Raw genomic sequence first — 20990 nt, 5'->3', positions numbered from 1 at the left:
TTTTTCTAACTGTGTTAAAGCATGTTGAAAGTTAATCAAAATTATGCGATACGCAACAGGGTTAAAGAGACTTTTCTTTGGGGGGCAAAACGGACTTATGCCTATACGTAGCAGCGATAAAAATGATCAACAGCAATTTATTCCACCCACCATTCTGGCGAGCCTGATCCATTATGCAGAGCAGCAACAGTGGGATTATGCTGCATGGTTTCAGAATTCAGGTTTAGACATTGCACAAATACAGCAAACCCAAGCTGTGGTCAGTTTTAGCCAACTCTGTGATGTGGTTGGTCAAGCCATGACCACCTATCAGCTGCCCGACCTTGGTTTAAAGCTTGGCAGTAGCGAAGGTCTGATTTCGATGGGGATTTTGGGCTTTGCCATGCAATCCTGTAAAACCGTTGCAGATGCTCTAGAAATCGCGCTTCGTTACCATCGTATTTCGGGCAGTGTACTCAATATCGACTTTAAAATTCAGGGTGATGTTTGTGAATTGGAAGTGACTGAATCTCATCCATGTTTAGACCTCAAAGCCTTTTTCTATGATGAATTATTCAGCAGCATCATCACCTGTTTAAATTCAATGCTGGGCGACCATAATGATGTGATCAGTCTTGAGCTCAGCTATTTAGCAAGCGAATATCAACAGCAATATAATGATATCTTTGGCTGCCCAATTCAATTTAACAGTGATAAAAATATCATGCGCTTTAGCAGCAGCATGTTGCAGCGCAGCTTAAAAAATTACAGCCCTGCCAATTACGCAACTGCAATACAAATCTGTGAACAGGCACTAAAAGAAATTGATCAGCTCAATCAGGTCGGCTATGTACATTTACTTGACCACTTGATTGAACAGCATTTACCTGAACGTTTTGAAATGCAGCAAGCTGCGGAACATTTACGCATCAGCGAACGCCATTTAAGACGGCAATTATTATTAGAAGGCTTGAGTTTTCAACAAATCCGACAAAATGTCTTGGAGCGTAAAGCCAAACAATTACTGAAAAAGAACCTATCCATGAGTGAGATTAGCCTGCAACTGGGTTTTAGCGAATTACGTGAATTCCGACGTGCCTTTAAACGCTGGACAGGGCAAGCGCCTTCGGTTTATAAACAAGAGATCATTTTACTTAATGCCTAAGAATCAAACGGTCTAGAAATTTCCAAGCGCAGATAAAAGAGAACCGGAAATGCCTTTTCTTGTAATTTTAAATTCTCGCAAATATTCACTACCGCGCTCGGCGGCATGTATGCTGACTATACGGTTTATCTAAAACAGTATCATCAATACTAACAATAAGTTTATTATTATCAATATGTTGAATTGCTTCTTGATATAGGTCGTGAGGTGTGTAGTCTTCACGCTCTAGAAAGCGATTTACACTATCATGCGAGATGTTATAAGTCTCGGCAAGTTGTGTGCAGCTAATAGAGTTCGGTTCTGTCATGAGAAAGCCCATATAAATGGGTAGAGTACAAGTTGCTGTAGAAGCATTTTTAATTCGTCTGATCACAGATACTTTATAAAGCATTTTAATACTTTTTTGAATCCGTCAATGCGTAAGTCCTATATTTATATTTTTTATCGATATAAACACTTTGTTTTTATTATTCTGCAATCAGAAAAATTTATTAAAAGTCATTAATTTGAATTATTAAAGCAATTAAATATATAAAGAAATGAATTGGATTCATTTAGAATCGACAACTTCTTATGGTGTGCAATACAACTCGCGATATTCAGAAAATAGACGCTCTATCTGAGAATAATTATGCAGCAATCTGATCCAATAAAAGCTCTGGACTCTATTCCTTTTTGGCAAGCCTTTTTATTTTGGTTGAAATTAGGCTTCATTAGTTTTGGGGGACCAGCAGGTCAAATTGCAGTGATGCACCAAGAACTGGTCGAACAGAAACGTTGGATTTCTGAAAAAAGATTCCTACATGCACTTAACTATTGCATGCTTTTACCTGGCCCTGAAGCACAACAACTCGCCATTTATATTGGTTGGTTGATGCATCGAACCGCAGGTGGCTTAGTTGCAGGCATTCTATTTGTGCTGCCTTCTTTATTTATTCTAATTGCCTTGTCATGGATTTATGTACAGTTTGGTGATATGCCAATTATTGCTGGATTATTTTATGGCATCAAACCTGCAGTCACGGCGATTGTGTTTCATGCAACCTATCGAATTGGCAGTCGCTCACTCAAAAACAATTTCTTATATTTGATTGCCGCTGCTGCTTTTATCGCGATCTTTTTCTTCAATATTCCCTTTCCATTGATTATATTGAGTGCTGCGATACTGGGCTATTTACTGAGTAAAAAGCAACCACACTTATTTGCAACTCAAAGCACCCATCAAGGCAAGCAAAAACATTATGGTGCTGCCCTCATTGACGATGATACGCCTCCTCCTGCACATGCTATTTTCCGTTGGACTCAACTGACTAAAATCCTCGTTATCGCAGCATTGTTATGGTGTATCCCAATGATCAGTTTAACCCTGAGCTTAGGATGGCAACATGCTTATACCCAAATGGCATGGTTCTTTACCAAGGCTGCATTACTGACATTTGGTGGAGCTTATGCCGTATTACCTTATGTGTATCAAGGTGCGGTGAATCATTATTCATGGCTCAGTCCAACCCAAATGATTGATGGACTGGCATTGGGTGAAAGTACTCCAGGCCCACTGATTATGGTGGTTGCATTCGTTGGATTTGTAGGGGGCTTTAATCATGCCTTGTTAGGTGCAGATCATTTGTTCTTGGCAGGTACACTCGGCGCTGTCATTGTCACATGGTTTACTTTTTTATTTTCCTTTGTGTTCATTCTCGCAGGTGCTCCGATTATTGAATCCACTCATAATGAACTTAAATTTACTGCACCACTTACGGCAATTACCGCTGCTGTCGTGGGGGTTATTCTCAATCTTGCACTTTTCTTTAGTTATCATGTGCTGTGGCCACAGGGTTTCGATTACGCTTTTAATTATGAAGCGGCAATCGTCACAATCGCTGCGATGATTGCGCTGTTTAAATTCCAAATCAATGTGCTTTATGTGATTTTCGCTTCTGCACTTTTTGGTTTAGTTCTATACCTATTTGTATAAAAATTTGCACTAGCGTTGATGCACAAATCAACTCTAGTCAGCCCAATCTATTGAATATGATAAATTTCCACTATTAAAAGATGTTGATCATGTCAATGATGAGGAAGTACAGAAATTTCTGGCTTTATTACAGCGCTATTTATAAATACCAGATTTCATGGGTGAGCTGCTCAATCTCAGATTTATCATGGCTGACATATAACATTGGAATGCCTAATTCCTGTTTGACGCTTTGAAAAAAAGGAATGATCTCTGCTTTATGTGCTGCATCCAATGCAGAAAGTGGCTCATCTAATAACAACAATTGTGGTGAATACAGCAATGCTCGTCCCAATGCGACACGCTGTTTTTCCCCGCCAGATAGTTTGATGGGCATTCGCTCAATCAGATGTTCTAACTTGAGTAACTCAATAATATAGTCCAGTTCAAACTGACGTTGCTGCGGTTGAATATGCCTAAATCCAAACAATAGATTCTGCTTGACGTTTTTATGCGGAAATAACTGTGCGTCCTGAAATACAAGACCAATACGACGTTGTTGTGTAGTCAGATTAATTTTCTGTGCCTGATCAAACCATGTTTGATTTTTGATTTTGATCCAACCTGCTTGCGGCGTAACTAAGCCTGCAATGCTATGTAAGATCGTAGTTTTGCCTGAACCAGAAGCCCCAAATAAACCAATCACGGACTGATCAGACTGAAAGCGTTGATCAAGATCAAATTGCCCTTGTTTGAGTTGGATATGACAATCAATCATCGCTAATGCCCACGCTTATTTTTTTGATAACGATTGAACCATTGCGCAAACCACAACGCAAAAAACGCCACAGATAAAGACAAAATAATCAATCGCCATACTGCGGCTTCAGTATCAGGCTGCTGCATCAGACTATACATCGCTAAAGGCAGTGTCCGTGTTTCACTGGCAATATTGCCAACAAAAGTAATGGTTGCACCAAACTCACCCAAACTTCGACAAAAACATAAAATGCTCCCCACCAAAATACCACTACTGGCAAGAGGTAATGTCACCTGCATAAATGCCCCGAAAGAGGATGCACCTAAGGATTTTGCAGCCATTTCTAAGCGCTGGTCGACCAGTTCAATGGCGAGTCGAATTGATTGTACCAATAACGGAAAACCCATCACTGCAGAAGCCAACACAGCCCCTTTCCAATTAAACGCAAACTCTAACCCCAAGGGTGCTAGGTATTGCCCTAAGATACCTCGATTGCCAAAAATTTGAAGTAACAAATAACCAGGTACAACCGGTGGTAACACTAAAGGTAAGAAAACCAGTGTTTCAAATAGTGATTTTCCCCAGAACTCTTTTCGAGCCAAAACCCAAGCAATCAAAATAGCAGGAATTAAACTCACAATCAGACATGTTGCTGCCACTTTAGATGACAGTAGCAACACCTCAAGTTCTTCAGGAGTCAGAATCATCATTTAATTACTTAAGTACACTAAAACCATATTTTTTAAATACTTTTGTTGCCTGACTGCTTTGTAAAAACTTATAGAATTTCATTGACTCTGTATTCTTCTTTACTAAACCTATTGGATAAATAATAGGTTGATGGGTATTTTCTGGAAATGTTCCAATGATGACGACATTTTTGCTGATTGCTGCATCAGTAGCGTAAACAATCCCTAACTGACATTCACCACGAGCCACAAAGTTTAAGGCAGCACGTACATCCTCTGTCTCCACTAGGCGAGTTGAAACCTTATCCCACCAGCCGATCGAGATCAAAGCCTGCTTTGCATATTTCCCAATAGGTACACTCTTGGTATCACCTGTACACCATTTACCTTGAGCAACCCTAGTGAAATCAAAACTGTTATCTATTTTTAATTTGATTGGACGAGCTTTGGGGGCAATCACTACCAAACGATTACCCAATAAATTCACGCGATCACTTGCTGAAACAAGCTGCTTATTCTGTAAATAATCCATCCATTGCACATCGGCCGAAATAAATACATCAGCTGGCGCACCTGCTTCAATCTGCTTAGCTAGCGTTGAAGAACCCGCATAAGAAGTCTTTACTTCAACTTTATTTTTTTGTTCGTAGATTGCATCTAATTCATTCACCGCATTGGTCAAACTTGCTGCGGCATAGACCGTTACAGACTCATTCGCAAAAACATTGCTACTAGAAAATACGCTACAACCAAAGATAGTACATAAAACACGGATCGCTTTCATATTGATCGACATACCTCTCTTCCCTCAGAAATCGATATATTTTTAAAAACATATTGAAAGATAAAAATATGCTAAAAATAACAGAGATTGGGGCTTTGCTATTTTTAATGATGCTATGAGTCAAAATAAAATCTCACAGCATGATGAAATTCAATTTCACCTAATGTGAGTTCATCCCAGTTTGGTGCAAAAATTAAAAACAGCTCAATTTAGTGCAATCCAAATTATGAAACCTTTTCCACTTTTGCAAAGGTCGCATTTTAAAGATTCTAATTTTATTGAAATCAGAACGATAAAATATCCTTCATACTTAAAAATATATTCTCAGAAATATAGCGATAAGCAAAAGATTTCACTCCAAAAATACAAAAAATATGGTGAAATATGTTTCAAGAAGGAAGCAAACGAAAAATACTTTGTATCTATTTCAAGAGCCTTAGCATAGATATTTTTCAACCAGCATAAAGCAATGGCTATGCCAAAAAATTGGATGATTAATATAGATCACACAAAAGCTGTGGCAATGTCATTCAACCAACGCTGAGCTGTAATTGTTACGGTCAAAAATTAGATGCGCATTTGATGTCACCTGTTTCTTCACTGAGAATATTTCATAATGTATATTCAAGTTTTAGCCGTTTATTTAAGTGCCCATGCTGCTTAATTTAAAAGCTCTCAATCCAATACGATTAAAAAGAATTGCAGTATTCACAAGAACTTTACAACCGAAAAACTATATTCAAATTTTTAAGCGTGAAAGCTTATGCGCTACGGTTTAATTTTAGGTGATCAACTCTCGGAAGAAATCGCCACATTAAAACGACTTGATAAACATGAAGATGTGATTTTAATGGCAGAACTGCTTGAAGAAGCCACTTATGTAAAACATCATCCTCAGAAAATTGCACTCATTTTTAGTGCAATGCGACATTTTGCCAAACATCTTAAACTACAAGGATGGACTGTTCGTTATCAAGTTTTTGACCGTTCAAAAACAACAAACAATTTTCTTCAATTTCTTAAGTCTCAATTAGATAAAGAAGATGCAAAAGGTTTAGTCATAACCGAATGTGGAGAATACCGCTTACAATATCAAATGGAAAATAGTTGGGAAAAAGAACTTAACATTCCCATACAAATCCTTATAGACGATCGTTTTTTCTCTTCGATTCAAGCTTTTAAAGAATGGAGTTCAACTGCCAAAGTCCTACGGATGGAGTTTTTCTACCGAAAGTTAAGACAGCAAACAGGCTATTTGATGCAGGCGGATAAACCAATTGGAGGAAAATGGAATTTTGATAGTGATAATCGTCAAAAGTGGAATGGAACCCCCACTATTTCTCCTGCTTTATATTTTACTCATGACCAGATTGATTTAGATGTGATCGCTTTAGTTAAAGCAGAGTTTCAAGATCATATTGGTCAAATTGATCATTTCAACTGGGCAACTACACGTCAACAGGCACTTCAAGCCCTTGATTATTTTATCCAACATCAATTAGTCCATTTTGGTCAATATCAAGATGCTATGGTGAACCAACAAGATTATATGTTCCATAGCCTCCTTTCTCCCTATCTAAACTGTGGATTGCTGTCACCCAAAGAAGTTTGTGATGCTGCTGAATCAGCTTATTACAATAACCAAATTCCGTTGAACGCTGCTGAGGGTTTTATTCGACAAATACTAGGTTGGCGTGAATTTATTCGCGGCATTTATTGGCTGTGTATGCCAAATTATCGTGATCTCAATAAATTAAATGCTGAAAGAGAATTGCCTAGCTATTTTTGGACTGCTGAAACAAAAATGCAATGTATGCATGAATGTTTAAAAAACTCTTTGGAAAATGCTTATGCTCACCATATTCAACGCTTGATGGTGATTGGTAATTTCACATTACTGAATGGCATCTCACCCAAGCAAGTCAATGAATGGTATTTGAGCGTGTATGCTGATGCATTTGAATGGGTACAACTTCCAAATACTCATGGAATGGTTTTATTTGCAGATGCTGGTCTTGTTGCAAGTAAACCTTATGCAGCATCAGGTAATTACATTCATAAAATGTCTAATTACTGTCAGCACTGCCATTACAATGTAAAAACCAAAACTGATCATGATAGTTGCCCATTCAACAGTTTATATTGGGACTTTCTACATCGAAATCGAGTCTTTTTTAGTTCAAATCCGCGGATGACAATGATGTATAAGCAATGGGATAAATTAGAATTATCTGAACAAAATCGTATTTTAAAACGTGCCTCCCACCTTCAAAATCAAATCGAAGAACTCTAAAAATGCATAAAAAAATACATTTACCCGAGAAAGTTTGTCTAAATTGCCACCTCACATTTTCTTGGCGTAAAAAATGGGAAAGATGTTGGAATGAAGTTCAATATTGCTCTAAAAAATGTAAGTCACAAGCTAAAACTAGTAGTAAAAATCAGGTATCCAACTGAGATACCTGATTAAATGTCAAAAGATTATGGTGTCCGATGTGGAGTTTTGATGAGCTTAGATAAGTCGTAACCTTGTTGTTTCGCTGTTTCAAGGTATGAATTATAGGTAGCGTCATCAATTGTTGGTGTCTTAGAAAGAAGCCATAAATATTTCGTCGATGGTCCACCTACCAATGCAACTTTATATTCAGGATCTACGCGTAAAACCCAATAATCGCCTTTCGTAAATGGCAGCCAACGTAAACTTTTAGGTAAGAAACTAACTTTCAATTTACTATTCCCACTATTAGCAGGATAAGCCACACCTTCTGAACTATCCATTTGCCCTGTTTTAGTTCTACAGCTATTTAAGACCCCGATGGTTTTATCAGGATTAAGCGTATACACAGCAGTCGTATCACTCACACAGTGTCGTTGAAAATACATTGGCAAATGAGCGATCTCGTACCATTTTCCAGCATATTGATTCACATCAATTTTATCGACAGCAGAGGGTTTTTCAGCATTTGCTTGCATTGGTATTACAGCAGCAGTCATTGCAGCAGACAATATTGCCATGCCAAATAAAGTTTTAGCTTTCATTTTATCCTCTTGATTTTATCAAAATTGACTAAACAATTTATAGAGATAAAACCGTGAATAAAATGTGAGATTTACTCTTTATTACATTAAAAAACAATTATTTAACAACATTAATATTCACTAAAAATACAGATATTTAATTTTCTAATATGCATCGATTTCGGCGAGATAAAAATTCATATTATTTCATTTAAACAGTCTGAGACATTTCTTGGTAGGTTTTTGGTAGGTAGGAAAAATTTTTAAGCCTTGCATACTGAGGCTACAGTGATGAGATCACTGAATAACAAACAATGGAATATGGAAGAAGGAATCACTCCATGGCTTTTAAAAATATTGCAGATCAAACTAACGGTTTTTACATCCCTTGTGTATCTCTCTTTGGACCAGGCTGTGCAAAAGAAATCGGTGCGAAAGCACAGAATCTTGGTGCAAAAAAAGCACTGATCGTAACTGATCAAGGCTTATTTAAATTTGGTGTTGCAGACACCATTGCACAATATTTAAAAGATGCAGGCGTTGACAGCCACATTTTTCCAGGCGCTGAACCAAATCCAACTGACATCAATGTACATAATGGTGTAGAAGCCTATAACGACAATAGCTGTGATTTTATTGTCTCTTTAGGTGGTGGCTCATCACACGATTGTGCAAAAGGGATTGGACTCGTCACGGCTGGCGGTGGTCATATCCGTGACTATGAAGGTATTGATAAAAGTACAGTACCAATGACCCCACTTATTGCGATTAATACGACTGCGGGTACTGCATCAGAAATGACCCGTTTCTGTATTATTACCAATACCGATACCCACGTAAAAATGGCAATTGTTGACTGGCGCTGCACTCCATTGATTGCAATCGATGACCCTAAACTCATGGTTGCAAAGCCAGCAGGTTTAACCGCTGCAACGGGAATGGATGCACTTACACATGCAGTTGAAGCTTATGTATCGACTGCAGCAAACCCAATCACCGATGCCTGTGCAGAAAAAGCCATTACCATGATTAGCCAATGGCTACGCCCTGCGGTTGCAAATGGTGAAAATATTGAAGCACGTGATGCAATGAGCTATGCACAATACCTCGCAGGTATGGCATTCAACAATGCATCTCTAGGTTATGTCCATGCCATGGCTCATCAATTAGGCGGATTCTATAATCTCCCTCATGGTGTATGTAATGCGGTATTGCTCCCTCATGTATGTGAGTTCAATCTAATTTCTTGCCAAGACCGTTATGCAAAAATTGCTGAACTTATGGGTGTAAATACTGAAGGGCTTACAGAAACTGAAGCGGCTTTTGCAGCCATTGACGCCATTCGGGAATTATCATCTTCAATCGGTATCCCATCAGGTTTAACTGAACTTGGTGTGAAAACTGAAGATCTTGCAATTATGGCTGAAAATGCTCAAAAAGATGCCTGTATGCTGACTAACCCTCGCAAAGCAACGCATGCCCAAGTTGTTGAGATTTTTAAAGCAGCATTGTAATCCACGCTTTTCCCGAGAAGTAAGCTGAATCTCTCCGACCGTTAGCTTACTTAATTTTAGGAATACCCCTCAAAAGGTATTCCCTTTTTTATTTCATTGAGCTTGTCAACATCCATAATCGAATTAAATTTCAGCGATCTTGTGAATCATTTTTTCTAAATTAACCGTGTCTTTGATAAGGTCAAACGCTGCTATATTGTTTAAAGGTTATGAACTAAATTAAGCGAATCATATTGTTTTTCAATTTGATTAGATGACATGCCTTTAGACAAATTTTTCTAATGCCAGCTAAATGACATCCCAAAAGATATCACCCTTTGTTATTGAATAATAAAACAAAATTTTATTTTTTAGATCCGCTATAGTTATGACATATCTCTGAATTTGCTCAGCGATTGATGAGCAGGATGATCTAAAGGTAACAATTCAATTAATCTTTCAACGGCATCAATTGCTTCAGGAAAATGAGCTACATGTTTCAGTAATACATCAATTTCTTTGGTTTTAAAAATCATATCGCTGAGACGTGATTCAAGACAATCTCGCCATGCGCATAGGAAAGGACTTTCTGTTTTTGATAAGAAGATACCCTTATACAATTGTAATGCTGAGGCGATATAACCCGAATCAAGTGCCTGTTCCACATATAAAAAATCAGCTTCTACATTTGCAAGTAAGCGATAAGGTCTTGAGCCTAGCATTCCGCCCAAAATATCACGTAACTGTGACATCTCAGCCTTTAACGTTCCAACACTGACTTTACGCTCACCATAAAGCGCTTGATGTAAATTTTCTAAATTTAAACCATTCGGACAGAGCGCTAAAATTGCCAAAATTTCAATTTGACGCGGCGTTAAAACCAAAGATTTATTATTAAAAATCACTTGCGGTGAAGTAAAAGCACGGATATATAAACGCTGACGTTGCTGTTCAATCAGAGCGGTTTGAATAATCGATGCACAACGCTCAGCAGCCAATACACCGAGCGTATTGTGATTTTTCCAAGTTGTGGATAAATCCACCACACCTAACACTTGTTTGGAGTAGGGATCAATCACTGGCGCTGCATAACAAACCCAGTCATGCACTGATTCCATATAATGCTCATTTGAAAACACACAACTAGATTGTTGGGTCTTTAAAGACAGCGCTAAGGCATTCGTCCCAACCTCTTCTTCTGCCCATTGACCGCCTGCAATAAAATGTACCTTTTCAGCGGCGCTTTGCATCTGCGTACTGGAAGCAGTCCAAATAATTGTACTCCCCACATCGCCAACCGCAATCACCATAGATGATTGTGCCGCAATATGACTGAGATCATTTGAACAAACCTCTAATGCTAAATCTAAAGTCGTTTTTGCTTTCTTATGTTGTGCCAATAAAGGTGCAGCCAAGCGCTCTTTTGGAATAGCACAAGATGCTGAGCGTTGCCAAGAACTGGCAATACTTTGTCCTAGCATTTCAGCACTTTGCGGCGACAAACTATTGTGTCGCTTAAGTTGATCAATTGATGTTCGTTGTTGTAATAGGTCTCGTTTTGTAAACATTTGTGTATCCTTTACTAATGACCACGATTTCCAACCTTTCTCCAACCTTCCCAGTTATATGCTAATCAAATAGCGTACAAAAGTACCTTATACCAAAGCTGTAGATGCTTAACAGATCAATTATAAGCAAAGGAATATATATATGCGTTATGTCGATCCTAATCAACCTGATTCAAAGGTTCAATTCAAAGCTCAATACGAGAACTTTATTGGCGGTCAATGGGTAGCACCTATTAAAGGAGAATACTTCGATAATATCTCTCCTGTCGATGGCAAAGTATTTACAAAAGTACCGCGTTCGTCAGCTGAAGATATCGAACTCGCATTAGATGCAGCACACAAAGCCAAAGCTGAGTGGAATAAAAGCTCTCCGACAGTACGTTCAAATATTTTACTTAAAATCGCTGATAGACTAGAACAAAATCTAGAATATCTTGCCGTTGCAGAAACTTGGGATAATGGTAAGCCTGTTCGAGAAACACTTGCTGCCGATATTCCATTGGCAATTGACCACTTCCGCTATTTTGCTGGTTGTATCCGTGCACAAGAAGGTGGCATTTCAGAAATCGATGAGGATACAATTGCTTACCATTTCCACGAACCTTTAGGTGTCGTTGGACAAATTATTCCATGGAACTTCCCAATTCTCATGGCTGCATGGAAACTTGCTCCTGCACTAGCAGCAGGTAACTGTGTCGTATTAAAACCAGCAGAACAAACACCTGTAAGCATTCTACTTGTTTTAGAATTAATCCAAGATATTCTACCTGCTGGTGTATTAAACGTTGTGAATGGCTATGGTGTCGAAGTAGGCCGTCCACTTGCCACTAATCCTCGTATTGCCAAAATTGCATTTACAGGTTCAACCCAAGTTGGACAGTTGATCATGCAATATGCAACTGAGAATATTATTCCAGTCACTTTAGAACTTGGTGGAAAATCTCCAAATATCTTCTTTGAAGATGTTATGGATCAAGAAGATGATTTTCTTGATAAAGCACTTGAAGGCTTTGCAATGTTCGCACTTAATCAAGGCGAAGTTTGTACTTGTCCCTCTCGCGCATTAGTTCAAGAAAGTATTGCGGATAAGTTCTTAGAAAAAGCCATTGAGCGTGTGAAACGTATCAAAGTAGGTCACCCACTTGATACTGATACAATGGTTGGTGCTCAAGCTTCACTAGAACAACAGGAAAAAATCTTACGTTGTATTAACACCGGTCGAGAAGAAGGTGCTGAACTTCTTACTGGTGGTGGTGCTAGACAAGAAGTAGGTGAAGGTTTCTATATCGAACCAACTGTCTTCAAAGGACACAATGCCATGCAGATCTTCCAAGAAGAAATTTTTGGGCCAGTTCTATCTGTAACAACTTTCAAAGATTTTGATGAAGCCATCAAAATCGCAAATGACACCATCTATGGTTTAGGTGCTGGCGTTTGGGCTCGTTCTGCACATACTTCATACCGCGCTGGTCGAGCAGTTGAAGCAGGACGTGTTTGGACAAACTGTTACCACATCTATCCTGCTCATGCTGCTTTTGGTGGTTATAAAAAATCAGGCGTTGGTCGTGAAAACCACAGAATGATGTTAGATCACTATCAACAAACCAAGAATCTTTTAGTCAGCTACTCAACTAAACCTGCTGGATTCTTCTAAAACATGACTAGCGATATTTAACTATAAGCAAATATCCTAAATCAAATGAAAAGAGCAAGTACTACGGCACTTGCTCTTTTTTGTCATCTCTATTTGAAGTTCTTTACATTTTATAAACAGCCAAATCGTCATTTTCTAAAGTAAAAAAGACGAATCTCAACTCAAAGATTCTGAGTGTAGATTCGTCTGTTATGAAAGATTAGCTTATACAGTTAAGCTTTGTTTTTATAAAACATATAGTAGCTTGCATAGCAGGCGATGATAAATAGAACACAGCAGACAAAACCAACTTGCATTGAAGGATCTGCCACCATACTAATACAAGTAATGACACAGAAGGCCCCACCTAAAATTGGTGTCAACGGAAACAACGGTGCAGCAAATTTAAGGTCTTTTACGGTTTTACCAGACTTAATCCATTGTCTACGGAAGTTAAATTGGCTCACACAAATTGAGATCCAAACCACGACCATAGTAAAAGCAGCAACACCCAGTAAATTTTTAAAAATGGTTTCAGGCGCAAATTGTTCAGATAATAAACCAGGAATTGCACCAAACATGGTGACAATAATGGCAATAATTGGCGTACCTGAACGTGTCAATTTAGCAAACACTTTAGGAAGTTGATTCTGCGCTGACAATGACCACATCATTCGAGAAGCAGCAAATAAGCCTGAGTTAGCAGCCGATAAAAGTGCAGTAATAATCACAAAACGAATAATATCTTCTGCATATGGAATGCCGATGTAATTAAATACCGTTACAAATGGACTATTACTTACGCCTTCTGCATTGAGTCCTGCCATTTCATAAGGCAGTAATGCACAAATCACCACAATCGTACCAACAAAGAAAATCAATAAACGCCAAATTGCAGCATTAATTGCTTTCGGTACCGTTTTCGCAGGTTCTTCAGCTTCCCCTGCGGCAACCCCAATCAGTTCTGTACCAGAGAATGCAAAATTAACGATCAGCATTGTGGCAAAAATTGGGTAAATACCATTTGGGAACCAACCATGCTCGGTCAATTTACTAAACAGCGGTGCTGACTCATGACCATGATAGGAGATCAAGCCAAAAATAGCGGCTAGGCCCAATGCAATAAAACAGATAATGGTGAGAACTTTAACCAAAGATAGCCAAAATTCCGACTCAGCAAATAACCGAGTGGAACTCACATTCAGCGTAAAGACCAGTGCTGCAAATAATAAGGTCCATGTCCACATGGATATGGAAGGAAACCACTCCTGCATGAGTAAAGCTGCAGCTGTGAATTCAGTACCTAATGTTGCAGTCCACGTCAACCAATACAACCATGTGATCATATAGCCCGTGCCTGGTCCAATATAGGTTCTGGCATATTCACCAAATGAACCCGAAACTGGCATCTGTACTGCCAACTCACCTAAACACAGCATCACCATGTAGGCAATGATACCACCAAGCAGGTAAGAGAGAATCGCACCAATGGGACCTGCCTGTGAAATCACATCACCTGAGCCTAAAAATAAGCCCGTTCCAATTGCACCACCTAATGAAATCATCACCAAATGACGTTTCGTCATGGCACGTTTTAGCGGCTTACCCACTTCCATATTGTTAATCATACACGATCACTCCAACTATCTTTTTATGACAACCTGTCCTTGCTTTCCACTTCATAAAAATGAATATCCAATGGATATTTTTTCCGATCTTTTGTTTTCTACTGAACATCCATATTCAAACTCCATTTACGCCTATTCCGTATCACATCCATTTTTTAAAAGTCGATGTAGTGTATGCTACCCAATTTCCTTTAAAACCAGTCCAGCTCTCAAGCCCATCTTCACATTTGGATTTGGAAATAAAATCCAAACTTGTTGATTATCGACGACATAATTGCCTGCTTGCTGAGTTGCAATCACCTCACCTTTCTGAAAGGTCGAAAAATTAGGTGCATCAGCACTTAATTGCAATTGGAAATCGTCACTCTGCCTTAGAACGGAGTCCACCACCTTAAATTGGCGAATACTTGGCTTTTGTCTACATGGCAAAGCCTGCTCTGAAAGTACCGCACGTAAAACCTGATCCGTACTCGCAAATTCAGCTAAATCATTTTGACCAAACGGCTTTGCTTTGCCTAACTCCAAGGTACTACTCGCCGCTTGACATCGTTCAGCAGTAAAATGAGTAAAGGTTTTTCCAACCGCATTGTGATACACCAAAGCATCCAAATCCGCAGCATTCAAACTTTGAATCAGGAAGTCATCATAGGGCTGTGTTTGATAGGGAAATAATGCAAATACAGGCAGTAATGATGCACGAATTGCAGTGTGCATATCATAATGATAGCGCTGTGCTTCAAACTGACTTTGCTCAAAAAACTCTGAAGTACACTGTTCTAATTGTGCTGCTCGATGCGTTTCATCATCTTGTGCTAACTGCTGATATGCACCACAAAACATTCGGTTCATATCATTTTCGAGATAACGAACACCTTGTCGAATTGCCTTAGGATTACCTAAAACAAAGAGTACACGCACCGCTAATTTTAAATGCTCAGCAAATAGGTCATTAATGATGCGAGACAATAATTCAATCGGTGCTGTTTCATTACCATGAATTCCAGCAGAAAGCACCATGGTTTTTCTATACGCTGTTTTAGGTGTACATTGCAGTAACCCTTCACCTAGCCATTGCCATGTAAACTCAACTGTTTCACCCTGCATTTGCTCGGGTTCCTGTTGCGCTAAAGTCAACGCGAGTAGATCAACCATGTACTTTCATCCTTAAAAGCCGTTCTTTACTGTTTTATCTTTGGAAGTGATAAACCGAACCTAAATTTAAAATCTTAGTGAGTTCATCTAGCGCAGTACGGCTCTCAATCAATAAACTTGGATCATCCAAATCATCCTGCGTTAACTCATCACGGTAATGCTGATCCACCCACTGATTCAGTGTTTTGAACAAAGCATCATTCATGAACAAGTTTGGATTGACTGCATTTAGCTCAGCTTCGTTTACAGCAACACGAAGTCTTAAACATGCAGGTCCGCCGCCATTCCGCATACTTTCACGCAGATCAAATACTTTAATGTCGTCAATTGGTGTTCCCATTTGAATCATGTCATTTAAGTAACTCCAAACGGCTGAGTTCTGACGAGATTCTTCTGGTACAACAATGCTCATGCCACCATCAGCACGGGTTAAGATTTGACTATTGAATAAATAAGTTGAAACAGCATCTTCAACCTTCACTCGACTTTCAGGCACTTCAATCGAAACAAACTCTTGTTCAATTTCGGCCATCTTGTGACGAATTTCATCTAAGGCTGCAGCTTGATTTAAAAAAGCATGTTGGTGATGGAACAACACCTGTTGGTTACTCACGGCGATCACATCATTATGAAATACGCCTTGATCAATCACGTCAGGATTTTGCTGAATAAATACAGTACGCTTTGCATCTAACCGATGTAAACGCGCAATCGCTTCACTCGCCTCACGTGTTTGACGTGCAGGGAATTTTTGTGGTGCAACCGTACCACCAAGTTGTTGTTGACCGTAAACAAAAACTTGCACGCCAGCCTGATCATAAGCACCACCTAGACGATTATGATTGGCTGCACCTTCATCGCCAAATAAAGCAGCTTCTGGCAATGCTTCGTGATGCGCGAAATATACATCATTCTTGAACATCGCTTGAAGAATACGAGTCGTTGTATGATGCTCAATTGATCGATGGAACTTATTATTTAGGTTTGCAGCAGTAAAATGCATCCGCCCGTCAGCACTGTCAGCCGATGGTGATACCGTACACGAGTTCGCGGTCCACATTGATGAAGCTGAACTCAATGATGATAGCAACGCAGGTGCCGTACGCATGGCTTGAGCAATCACATCAATATCACTACCCGTAAAGCCTAAACGACGCAATGTTGGTACATGCGGACGCTCTTGTGGTGCAAACACGCCTTGTTTAAGCCCTAAGTCTGCAAGGGCTTTCATTTTCTTCAAGCCTTGTTTTGCCGCAAGCTTAGGATTTGATGCGTTATTACGGTTTTTAGTTGAAGCCACATTACCAAATGATAAGCCCGCATAATGATGCGTAGGACCAACTAAACCATCAAAATTAATTTCATAACCAGACATTTTATTCTCCATGTGTCCCGATGCGATCCGTCTTAGAGCACAATGCCCGGTGATAATTTTGCAGGAAGCGTCACGTTATCACTTTCCAATGATGCCATTGGCCAAGCACTATAATCTGCTGCATAAAAGGCACTCGCTCGGTGATTACCAGAAGCACCTACTCCACCAAACGGTGCTGCACTTGAAGCACCAGTCAATGGTTTATTCCAATTCACAATACCCGCACGTGCTTCAACCAACACACGATCAAATAAATCTCGGTCAGGTGAAACCAAACCAACCGCCAAACCAAAGCGAGTGTTATTGGCGATGCTTAATGCTTCATCAAAAGTGTTGTAGCGATAAATCGTCGTCAATGGACCGAAGTATTCATCATCAGGAATACCATCGACCTGTGTTAAATCTAAAATACCTGCTGTCAACAATGAACTGTCTGCTTGTGGACGTGTCATTTCTAATAATGGTTTTGCGCCTAAATCGATCAGTTTAGTTTGTGCTACTAACATTTGTTCAGCCGCACGAGAAGAAATCACTCCCCCCATAAATGGTTGTGGTTCAGCATTCCACTCACCAACAACTAGATTCTTCGCGACTTCTACAAAACGTTGAATGAAGGCATCACCATTTACACCGTGCTTGACAATGATTCGGCGTGCACAAGTACAACGTTGTCCTGCCGAAACAAAAGCCGATTGAATCGCTAAATTCACGACCGCATCAATATCAGTTGCTTCGTCAACGATGAGGGCATTATTGCCACCCATTTCCAAAGCAAGGATTTTTTCAGGCGCGCCTGCCATTTGCTTATGCAAGTGATAACCTGTATTGGCACTGCCTGTGAACAACAAACCGTCAATTTGTTCAGCCGCAGCAAGTGCCTCACCTGTACTACGCCCACCTTGTACGATATTCAATACGCCATTCGGCAAACCTGCTTGCTGCCATAACTTTGCCGTTTCTTCCGCAGTCCAAGGGGTAAGTTCACTTGGTTTAAACACTACGGTATTGCCTGCAATCAATGCAGGAACAATATGACCATTTGGCAAATGACCTGGGAAGTTATATGGACCAAATACAGCCAAAACACCATGTGGACGATGACGTAGTGAAGCAATACCATCTGGCATTCTAGTTTCACTGAAACCCGTACGTTGATCATAAGCACGAATTGAAATCGCGACTTTGCCCACCATTGATTGCACTTCGGTCAATGTTTCCCAAAGTGGTTTACTGGTTTCTTGACTAATCACTTGAGCCAATTCATTTTTATTCTGCTCAAGTAGACTCGCAAAACGTTCAATAATTGCGATACGATCTTCTAACGGCATACGTGCCCAAGCAGGAAATGCCTGACGAGCAGCAAGACATGCCTGCTCAACATCAGCTTGGCTGGCTTCATGACCTGCCCAAATTTGCTGATTGTTAACAGGGTTGGTTTTACTGAATGCGGTTCCTTGTCCTTGGATCCAAGCACCATCAATTAATAATGCACCTTGTGACATTAGTTCTTCTCCATTTTTTCTAATGCTAAAACGCGTACTTGATCGTGTTCAGCAATATTCAGTGCTTGTGCTTGTGCTGCTGTCATCTGCAAAGTGTCACTTTCAGTGATTTTGTTATTGATCAACAACACGCAATAATCTTGGTATTGGTCATTCGCAACCAAAAAATGAGTGTCTGTCGTTTCAACTTGCTCAGTGATTTGAACGTTGAGCAAACGACTCTCTTTGACTGCACGTAGTTCAGCGGTATTGGCTTCCAGTGTTGGTCCTGCATCAAAAATATCCACATAACCCTGATATTTAAGCCCTTCTGACATCAACACTTTTGCCGCAGGCAATGTGTGCGGATGTACTTCAGCAATCACAGCACGCGCTTCTGAGGTCAGCAAATCAACATAGACTGGAAATCTCGGCATGAGTTCGGCGATAAACGCTTTTTGTCCTACACCACTTAAATAATCCGCAGCTGCAAAATCCATATCAAAAAATAGATAACCGAGCGAATCCCAAAATGGCGAATGTCCATTTTGATCTGAAAAACCACGCATCTCAGCAATCAATCTTTCTTCAAAGAAAGAACGAAACGCTGCAATAAACAGAAAACGTACTTTTGATAAAAACTTACCGTTTTGGTTTTTGCGGTATTCAGGATCAAGGAACAAAGTGCAGAGTTCACTGCAACCAGTATGATCATTACTTAAAAAAAGAGTATCTAAAGTCTTATACACATTTAAGGCTTTAGAGGCATGCACCTGTTTTGCTACACGGAAGTTGTAAAATGGTTCTTTTAATCCCACTGCAACTTCAATCGCACTCACACCCACAATTTTGTGAATACTGGTATCTTCTAAAACAAACAAATAACTTGCCTCACACTTTTCGGTTAAGCCCGCTAAAGTGTGAGTCGTACGTATAATACGTTCAGCTAAGATTTCTTTGTTTTCTGGTAAGGAGGTCAAGCCAATGCCCGACTCTCCTGCTCTTTGCGCTAAACGATAAATATCATCTAAGTCCCGATGCGCTGCATGTCTAACAATCATCATGGTTAGATGCTCACAACAAGATTTAGAGGCGTGCTAAGGCACGAGCAAAACGATTTAAACCTTCGTCAATATCTTCCATTGGAATAATCAGTGAAGGGGTAAAACGTACGACATCAGTACCTGCAACCAACGCCAACAAGCCTTCTTCACCCGCTAAGGTCACGATATTTTTTGCTTTGCCTGCATATTCATCTTTCAGAACGCAACCAATTAATAGACCTTGACCGCGGATTTCTTTGAATAAACCATATTCAGCATTGATTTTATGCAAAGCATCGATGAAATATTGATGACGTTTTTTAACACCGTCTAAAACTTCTGGTGTATTAATAAATTCAAATACCGCACCTGCCACTGCACAAGCCAATGGATTACCACCATAAGTCGTACCGTGATCACCCACCGCATACATGTTGGCATAATGATCTGTAGTAATCATTGCGCCGATTGGGAAACCACCACCTAAGGCTTTTGCCGTCGTTAAAATATCTGGGGTTACGCCAGTATTCATGTAGGCATAAAGTGAACCTGTACGGCCAACACCTGTTTGCACTTCATCAAAAATCAGCACAGCGCCTTTTTCATCACACAACGCACGTAAGCCTTTCAAAAATTCGATGTCAGCGGGTAACACACCACCTTCGCCTTGGATCGGTTCTACGATCACCGCACAGGTATTTTCAGTAATAATAGCTTTAGCAGCATCTAAATCATTAAATGCCGTATGCTCGATTCCACCCGGTAAAGGTGCAAAATCTTGAGAATATTTAGGTTGTCCACCTGCTGTTACGGTAAACAAAGTTCGACCGTGGAATGCATTTTTAAATGCAACAATATGATTTTTATTTGGATTACCACTGAGCAAACCAACTTTACGTGCCAGTTTTAATGCTGCTTCGTTCGCTTCTGCACCAGAATTACAGAAAAATACTTTGTCAGCGAATGTACTTTCAACCAATTGTTTTGCAAGGCGTAATACTGGCTCGTTGGTATAACCATTACCAATATGCCAAAGTTTTTGAGCTTGTTCTGTTAAAGCATTTACCGCAACTGGATGGGCATGACCTAAAGCATTAACCGCAATACCACCTGCAAAATCGATATATTCTTTATCGTTTTGATCCCAAATACGAGAACCTTCACCACGAACCAAAATGAAATTTGCTGGAGCAAAAACAGGCACCATCCAATCATTAAAATTGTTACGTGTAATTGCGACTTCGCTCATTTTATTTACTCACTTCCTG

Annotated in this window: 17 protein-coding genes and 1 pseudogene; 6 read left to right on the top strand and 12 right to left on the bottom strand. The window is 39.7% G+C overall.

Annotated features, from left to right (window positions below):
* The first annotated feature begins 43 nt into the window (after window positions 1–43).
* Window positions 44–1144 carry an AraC family transcriptional regulator gene (locus tag CDG59_RS02705; RefSeq protein WP_087543413.1) on the top strand — a complete coding sequence of 367 codons (1101 nt, stop codon included), beginning with the start codon at window positions 44–46 and terminating at the stop codon, window positions 1142–1144.
* Window positions 1145–1253: 109 nt separating this feature from the next.
* Here CDG59_RS02705 and CDG59_RS02700 read toward each other — a convergent pair.
* A pseudogene (locus CDG59_RS02700) lies at window positions 1254–1517 on the bottom strand (IS701 family transposase); the annotation flags it as partial.
* Window positions 1518–1775: 258 nt separating this feature from the next.
* On the opposite strand from CDG59_RS02700, the gene chrA reads away from it, so the two are divergent.
* Entirely contained in the window at window positions 1776–3119 is a 1344-nt protein-coding gene (gene chrA / locus CDG59_RS02695; RefSeq protein WP_087543411.1) for a chromate efflux transporter, read from the top strand.
* A 139-nt stretch (window positions 3120–3258) separates the two neighbouring features.
* On the opposite strand, the gene CDG59_RS02690 is transcribed toward chrA, so the two are convergent.
* Genes CDG59_RS02690 through modA form a run of 3 tightly spaced genes read right to left on the bottom strand, consistent with a single transcriptional unit; the run spans window position 3259 to window position 5343 of the window.
* Window positions 3259–3876, bottom strand: a complete 618-nt coding sequence (locus CDG59_RS02690) for an ATP-binding cassette domain-containing protein (RefSeq protein WP_087543409.1) — start codon at window positions 3874–3876, stop codon at window positions 3259–3261.
* 2 nt (window positions 3877–3878) lie between these two features.
* On the bottom strand, window positions 3879–4568 hold the full coding sequence (gene modB, locus CDG59_RS02685) for a molybdate ABC transporter permease subunit (RefSeq protein WP_171294971.1): 690 nt from the start codon (window positions 4566–4568) through the stop codon (window positions 3879–3881).
* Between the two features lie 4 nt (window positions 4569–4572).
* A complete protein-coding gene (gene modA / locus CDG59_RS02680; protein WP_143225210.1) occupies window positions 4573–5343 on the bottom strand; it encodes a molybdate ABC transporter substrate-binding protein in 771 nt (256 codons plus the stop codon).
* Between the two features lie 751 nt (window positions 5344–6094).
* On the opposite strand from modA, the gene CDG59_RS02665 reads away from it, so the two are divergent.
* Together CDG59_RS02665 and CDG59_RS02660 are read left to right on the top strand one after the other, a co-directional pair.
* On the top strand, window positions 6095–7624 hold the full coding sequence (locus CDG59_RS02665) for a cryptochrome/photolyase family protein (protein ID WP_087543405.1): 1530 nt from the start codon (window positions 6095–6097) through the stop codon (window positions 7622–7624).
* A 2-nt stretch (window positions 7625–7626) separates the two neighbouring features.
* Complete coding sequence (locus CDG59_RS02660) at window positions 7627–7788, top strand: DUF2256 domain-containing protein (RefSeq protein WP_087543404.1); 162 nt, start codon at window positions 7627–7629, stop codon at window positions 7786–7788.
* 24 nt (window positions 7789–7812) lie between these two features.
* Here CDG59_RS02660 and CDG59_RS02655 read toward each other — a convergent pair whose 3' ends face one another.
* The gene (locus CDG59_RS02655; RefSeq protein WP_413772661.1) at window positions 7813–8346 is read right to left on the bottom strand and encodes a lipocalin family protein; all 534 of its coding nucleotides are present in this window, start codon (window positions 8344–8346) and stop codon (window positions 7813–7815) included.
* Window positions 8347–8690: 344 nt separating this feature from the next.
* On the opposite strand from CDG59_RS02655, the gene mdh reads away from it, so the two are divergent.
* Window positions 8691–9863 (top strand): iron-dependent methanol dehydrogenase, encoded by a 1173-nt coding sequence (gene mdh / locus CDG59_RS02650; protein WP_087543400.1) that lies wholly within the window; start codon window positions 8691–8693, stop codon window positions 9861–9863.
* A gap of 365 nt (window positions 9864–10228) precedes the next feature.
* Here the strand turns inward: mdh and CDG59_RS02645 are convergent, their stop codons facing one another.
* Window positions 10229–11410: a transcriptional regulator gene (locus CDG59_RS02645; RefSeq protein WP_087543398.1), complete on the bottom strand. Its 1182-nt coding sequence runs from the start codon at window positions 11408–11410 to the stop codon at window positions 10229–10231.
* 142 nt (window positions 11411–11552) lie between these two features.
* On the opposite strand from CDG59_RS02645, the gene CDG59_RS02640 reads away from it, so the two are divergent.
* Window positions 11553–13064 (top strand): aldehyde dehydrogenase family protein, encoded by a 1512-nt coding sequence (locus CDG59_RS02640; RefSeq protein WP_087543397.1) that lies wholly within the window; start codon window positions 11553–11555, stop codon window positions 13062–13064.
* A 212-nt stretch (window positions 13065–13276) separates the two neighbouring features.
* On the opposite strand, the gene CDG59_RS02635 is transcribed toward CDG59_RS02640, so the two are convergent.
* The 6 genes from CDG59_RS02635 to CDG59_RS02610 all read right to left on the bottom strand — a co-directional run bounded on the left by CDG59_RS02635 (window position 13277) and on the right by CDG59_RS02610 (window position 20971).
* Window positions 13277–14671 carry an amino acid permease gene (locus CDG59_RS02635; RefSeq protein WP_005161448.1) on the bottom strand — a complete coding sequence of 465 codons (1395 nt, stop codon included), beginning with the start codon at window positions 14669–14671 and terminating at the stop codon, window positions 13277–13279.
* Window positions 14672–14848: 177 nt separating this feature from the next.
* Window positions 14849–15823, bottom strand: a complete 975-nt coding sequence (gene astE, locus CDG59_RS02630) for a succinylglutamate desuccinylase (RefSeq protein ID WP_087543395.1) — start codon at window positions 15821–15823, stop codon at window positions 14849–14851.
* Between the two features lie 34 nt (window positions 15824–15857).
* Window positions 15858–17198 carry an N-succinylarginine dihydrolase gene (gene astB, locus CDG59_RS02625; protein WP_087543393.1) on the bottom strand — a complete coding sequence of 447 codons (1341 nt, stop codon included), beginning with the start codon at window positions 17196–17198 and terminating at the stop codon, window positions 15858–15860.
* 32 nt (window positions 17199–17230) lie between these two features.
* Window positions 17231–18700, bottom strand: a complete 1470-nt coding sequence (gene astD / locus CDG59_RS02620) for a succinylglutamate-semialdehyde dehydrogenase (protein WP_087543391.1) — start codon at window positions 18698–18700, stop codon at window positions 17231–17233.
* Window positions 18700–19743, bottom strand: coding sequence for an arginine N-succinyltransferase (gene astA, locus CDG59_RS02615; protein ID WP_087543389.1), 1044 nt, complete (start codon window positions 19741–19743; stop codon window positions 18700–18702). Before astA ends, astD begins: the two co-directional genes overlap by 1 nt.
* A 22-nt stretch (window positions 19744–19765) precedes the next feature.
* Entirely contained in the window at window positions 19766–20971 is a 1206-nt protein-coding gene (locus CDG59_RS02610) for an aspartate aminotransferase family protein (RefSeq protein WP_087543387.1), read from the bottom strand.
* Between the last annotated feature and the right edge of the window lie 19 nt (window positions 20972–20990).

This window comes from Acinetobacter sp. WCHA29 (genome assembly GCF_002165335.1).
Lineage (GTDB): Bacteria > Pseudomonadota > Gammaproteobacteria > Pseudomonadales > Moraxellaceae > Acinetobacter.
The sequence above is the reverse complement of the archived record's forward strand: the minus strand, read 5'-3'. Positions and strand labels throughout refer to the sequence as shown.

Excerpts from the sequence above, each read along its gene's own strand:
- CDG59_RS02705 (WP_087543413.1), top strand. The coding sequence starts at position 44 with ATGCGATACGCAACAGGGTTAAAGAGACTTTTCTTTGGGGGGCAAAAC.
- CDG59_RS02655 (WP_413772661.1), bottom strand. The coding sequence starts at position 8,346 with ATGGCAATATTGTCTGCTGCAATGACTGCTGCTGTAATACCAATGCAA.
- CDG59_RS02690 (WP_087543409.1), bottom strand. The coding sequence starts at position 3,876 with ATGATTGATTGTCATATCCAACTCAAACAAGGGCAATTTGATCTTGAT.
- mdh (WP_087543400.1), top strand. The coding sequence starts at position 8,691 with ATGGCTTTTAAAAATATTGCAGATCAAACTAACGGTTTTTACATCCCT.
- modA (WP_143225210.1), bottom strand. The coding sequence starts at position 5,343 with ATGTCGATCAATATGAAAGCGATCCGTGTTTTATGTACTATCTTTGGT.
- astE (WP_087543395.1), bottom strand. The coding sequence starts at position 15,823 with ATGGTTGATCTACTCGCGTTGACTTTAGCGCAACAGGAACCCGAGCAA.
- astB (WP_087543393.1), bottom strand. The coding sequence starts at position 17,198 with ATGTCTGGTTATGAAATTAATTTTGATGGTTTAGTTGGTCCTACGCAT.
- CDG59_RS02660 (WP_087543404.1), top strand. The coding sequence starts at position 7,627 with ATGCATAAAAAAATACATTTACCCGAGAAAGTTTGTCTAAATTGCCAC.
- astA (WP_087543389.1), bottom strand. The coding sequence starts at position 19,743 with ATGATGATTGTTAGACATGCAGCGCATCGGGACTTAGATGATATTTAT.
- chrA (WP_087543411.1), top strand. The coding sequence starts at position 1,776 with ATGCAGCAATCTGATCCAATAAAAGCTCTGGACTCTATTCCTTTTTGG.
- modB (WP_171294971.1), bottom strand. The coding sequence starts at position 4,568 with ATGATGATTCTGACTCCTGAAGAACTTGAGGTGTTGCTACTGTCATCT.
- astD (WP_087543391.1), bottom strand. The coding sequence starts at position 18,700 with ATGTCACAAGGTGCATTATTAATTGATGGTGCTTGGATCCAAGGACAA.
- CDG59_RS02645 (WP_087543398.1), bottom strand. The coding sequence starts at position 11,410 with ATGTTTACAAAACGAGACCTATTACAACAACGAACATCAATTGATCAA.
- CDG59_RS02640 (WP_087543397.1), top strand. The coding sequence starts at position 11,553 with ATGCGTTATGTCGATCCTAATCAACCTGATTCAAAGGTTCAATTCAAA.
- CDG59_RS02635 (WP_005161448.1), bottom strand. The coding sequence starts at position 14,671 with ATGATTAACAATATGGAAGTGGGTAAGCCGCTAAAACGTGCCATGACG.
- CDG59_RS02665 (WP_087543405.1), top strand. The coding sequence starts at position 6,095 with ATGCGCTACGGTTTAATTTTAGGTGATCAACTCTCGGAAGAAATCGCC.
- CDG59_RS02610 (WP_087543387.1), bottom strand. The coding sequence starts at position 20,971 with ATGAGCGAAGTCGCAATTACACGTAACAATTTTAATGATTGGATGGTG.